The 3,686-nt window shown below is 62.9% G+C and carries 4 protein-coding genes; 3 read left to right on the top strand and 1 reads right to left on the bottom strand.

Annotation, left to right across the window (positions count from 1 at the left end; genetic code table 11):
* The first annotated feature begins 234 nt into the window (after positions 1-234).
* The 3 genes from pqqA (at position 235) to ACQKPZ_RS28020 (ending at position 3,267) form a co-directional block, all read left to right on the top strand.
* Positions 235-306 carry a pyrroloquinoline quinone precursor peptide PqqA gene (gene pqqA, locus ACQKPZ_RS28010; protein ID WP_010455123.1) on the top strand — a complete coding sequence of 24 codons (72 nt, stop codon included), beginning with the start codon at positions 235-237 and terminating at the stop codon, positions 304-306.
* A gap of 143 nt (positions 307-449) precedes the next feature.
* Complete coding sequence (gene ercA / locus ACQKPZ_RS28015) at positions 450-1,613, top strand: alcohol dehydrogenase-like regulatory protein ErcA (protein ID WP_427544510.1); 1,164 nt, start codon at positions 450-452, stop codon at positions 1,611-1,613.
* Positions 1,597-3,267 carry a PAS domain-containing hybrid sensor histidine kinase/response regulator gene (locus tag ACQKPZ_RS28020; RefSeq protein ID WP_427544513.1) on the top strand — a complete coding sequence of 557 codons (1,671 nt, stop codon included), beginning with the start codon at positions 1,597-1,599 and terminating at the stop codon, positions 3,265-3,267. The genes ercA and ACQKPZ_RS28020 overlap by 17 nt, the downstream gene beginning before the upstream one ends.
* A gap of 125 nt (positions 3,268-3,392) precedes the next feature.
* Here the strand turns inward: ACQKPZ_RS28020 and ACQKPZ_RS28025 are convergent.
* On the bottom strand, positions 3,393-3,686 hold a 294-nt coding region (locus tag ACQKPZ_RS28025; RefSeq protein WP_427538918.1), incomplete at its 5' end, for an aldehyde dehydrogenase family protein.

Consider the following 3,686-nt stretch of genomic DNA (forward strand, 5'->3'; position numbering starts at 1 on the left):
GAAAGGGCTGCGCAGCAGCCCCAACAATAGTCGCATCATCGCTGAAATCCTGGGGCTGCTGCGCAGCCCTTTCGCGACACAAGGCCGCTCCTACAGGGGATCGCGGCAAACTCAAGGGATTCGCACCCCTACCAACGCACCCCACAATTACCTTCCAAAGTAGCATTCGGCCCCGGGGCCCCCCGTGCATTAATGCCTCTACCGGAATCCCCCGGCATAAGAAGAGGATTGCCCATGTGGAATAAACCCGCCTTTACCGACCTGCGCATCGGCTTTGAAGTGACGATGTATTTCGCCAATCGCTGATGTACCCCCGGCCATCGCCACGGTGGCCGGTTCCCCCTGATTCCCGGTGGTTGAGCCAGTGCCACGCTTTGGTCTGGTTGCTTTCGCTGCGGGATGCTTTACGCTGGCAGTTACCTTCCAGAACAATAAGAACAGGCTTCACGATGAGCCAGAGTTTCAGCCCGCTTCGCAAGTTCGTCTCGCCTGAAATCATCTTCGGTGCCGGTTGCCGGCACAACGTTGCCAATTACGCAAAGACCTTCGGCGCACGCAAGGTGCTGGTGGTCAGCGACCCCGGCGTGATCGCCGCCGGCTGGGTGGCCGACGTCGAAGCCAGCTTGCAGGCGCAAGGCATCGACTACTGCCTGTACACGGCCGTATCACCCAACCCACGGGTCGAGGAGGTGATGCTTGGCGCCGAAATCTACCGGCAAAACCACTGTGACGTGATCGTCGCCGTTGGCGGCGGCAGCCCTATGGATTGCGGCAAGGCCATCGGCATCGTGGTCGCCCACGGGCGCAGCATTCTCGAATTCGAAGGCGTGGACATGATCCGCGTGCCCAGCCCGCCACTGATCCTGATCCCGACCACCGCTGGCACCTCGGCCGACGTGTCGCAGTTCGTGATCATTTCCAACCAGCAGGAACGCATGAAGTTCTCCATCGTCAGCAAGGCGGTGGTGCCGGACGTGTCGCTGATCGACCCGCAAACCACCCTGAGCATGGACCCGTTCCTGTCGGCCTGTACCGGTATCGATGCGCTGGTGCATGCCATCGAAGCGTTTGTGTCCACCGGCCACGGCCCGCTGACCGACCCCCATGCCCTGGAGGCCATGCGCCTGATCAATGGCAACCTGGTGGAGATGATCGCCAACCCCACCGATATCGGCCTGCGCGAGAAGATCATGCTGGGCAGCATGCAGGCGGGGCTGGCGTTCTCCAACGCGATCCTGGGTGCGGTTCACGCCATGTCCCACAGCCTTGGCGGCTTTCTCGACCTGCCCCATGGCTTGTGCAACGCCGTGCTGGTGGAGCATGTGGTGGCGTTCAACTACAGCTCGGCGCCGGAGCGCTTCAAGGTGATTGCCGAAGTATTCGGCATCGATTGCCGTGGCCTCAACCACCGGCAGATTTGCGGGCGCCTGGTGGAGCACCTGATCGCCCTGAAGCACGCCATCGGCTTCCACGAAACCTTGGGGCTGCACGGGGTGCGCACGTCCGATATCCCGTTCCTGTCGCAGCATGCGATGGATGACCCGTGCATTCTCACCAACCCTCGCGCGTCGAGCCAGCGTGATGTCGAGGTGGTCTATGGCGAGGCCCTCTGACGAGCAGCAGCGGGCGCTGGCCGGGCTGCTGGGGCTGGGCGACCACTCGGCACGCAAAAGCCATTACCCGGAGCTTTCCGCCCGCCTGGACGAACTGGAAGCCGAACGCAATCGCTACAAATGGCTGTTCGAAAACGCCGTGCACGGCATTTTCCAGGCCAGCCTGCAAGACGGCATGCGTGCCGCCAACCCGGCGTTGGCGCGCATGCTGGGCTATGACGACCCGCAAGCGGTACTGTTTTCCCTGACAGACCTGGCCACCCACCTGTTTGATGGCGGTGCCGAGGAGTTGCAGGCCATTACCGCGATTCTCGCCCGTGAGCGCAGCCTGCATGGCTACGAAACCCGCCTGCGACGCAAGGATGGCAGCCACCTGGATGTGCTGATGAACCTGCTGCTCAAGCCCGGGCAAGAAGGGCTGGTGGAGGGTTTTGTCGCCGACATCACCGAGCGCAAGCAGGCCCAGCAGCGTTTGCAACAGCTCAATGACGAACTGGAGCAACGGGTTGCAGCGCGTACCGATGAACTGTTGGAGGCCCGCGATGCCGCGGAGGCCGCCAACCGCAGCAAGGACAAATACCTTGCCGCCGCCAGCCATGACCTGTTGCAACCCCTGAATGCCGCTCGCCTGCTCATCTCGACCTTGCGCGAGCGGCCATTGCCAGAGGCCGAGCACGTGTTAGTGGAGCGTACCCACCAGGCCCTGGAGGGTGCCGAAGACCTGCTGACCGACCTGCTGGATATTTCCCGGCTCGACCAGGCGGCGGTTAAACCGGACGTGGCCGTGTACCGCCTCGACGAGCTGTTCGGGCCACTGGTCTCGGAGTTTGGTACGGTAGCCGAAGCGGAAGGCCTCAAGCTGCATGCTCGCATCCCGGACTATGCCATCAGCACCGACCTGCGGCTGATGACGCGCATCCTGCGCAACTTCCTCAGCAACGCCTGCCGGTACACCGATGAAGGCAGGGTTTTGCTGGGAGCCAGGCGCCGAGGTGGCCATTTGCGGCTGGAGGTGTGGGATACCGGGCGAGGCATTGCCCAGGACCGGTTGCAGGCAATCTTCCTTGAGTTCAACCAACTGGACGTCGGCCGCGCAGCCGACCGCAAGGGTGTGGGGCTGGGGTTGGCCATCGTCGAGCGGATTGCCAAGATTCTGGGCTACCGGATTGAGGTGCGTTCGTGGCCGGGGCGTGGTTCGGTGTTCAGTATTGAGGTACCGATTGGCGAAGACATGCCGTTGGCCGTTCACCAGGTTGTGCCGCAGCCAAGCGTCGGCAACCCGCTACCGGGCCGTCGCTTGCTGGTGCTGGATAATGAAGTGAGCATCCTCGAAAGCATGGGCGCGCTGCTGGGGCAGTGGGGCTGTGAGGTGGTCACCGCCACTGATCAGGCAGGGGCCTTGCTGGCCTTGCAGGGGCGGGCGCCGGAGCTGATCCTGGCCGACTATCACCTGGACCATGGCGTGGTGGGTTGCGAGGTGGTCAAGCACTTGCGTGAGCATTTTGCCAAGGCGATACCGGCGGTGATCATCACCGCCGACCGCAGTGACCAGTGCCGGCGCGGCTTGCAGAAGCTAGGCGCGCCGCTGCTGAACAAACCGGTCAAACCTGGAAAGTTACGGGCGGTGTTGAGCCAGTTGCTGCAGGAACATTGAGGGGGCTGCTCTGCAGCCCATCTCCGGCAAGCCAGCTCCCACCCTGACAGCGGTGACCTCAAGCCATGCGCAATCCCTGTGGGAGCTGGCTTGCCGGCGATGGGCCGCAAAGCGGCCCCTTACGATTACAGCTTGATCCAGGTCGCCTTCAACTCGGTGTACTTCTCCAGTGCATGCAGCGACTTGTCACGGCCGTTGCCCGACTGCTTGAAGCCACCAAACGGCGCGGTCATGTCGCCGCCGTCGTACTGGTTGACCCATACGCTGCCAGCGCGCACGGCACGTGCGGTCTTGTGGGCCTTGGAAATGTCCGAGGTCCAGATGCCAGCGGCCAGGCCATACGGCGTGTCGTTGGCAATGGCGATGGCTTCTTCGGCGGTGTCGAAGGCGATCACCGACAGCACTGGGCCGAAGATCTC

Origin of the sequence: Pseudomonas sp. NPDC089547, assembly GCF_050280665.1 — a bacterium.
Classification (GTDB): domain Bacteria; phylum Pseudomonadota; class Gammaproteobacteria; order Pseudomonadales; family Pseudomonadaceae; genus Aquipseudomonas.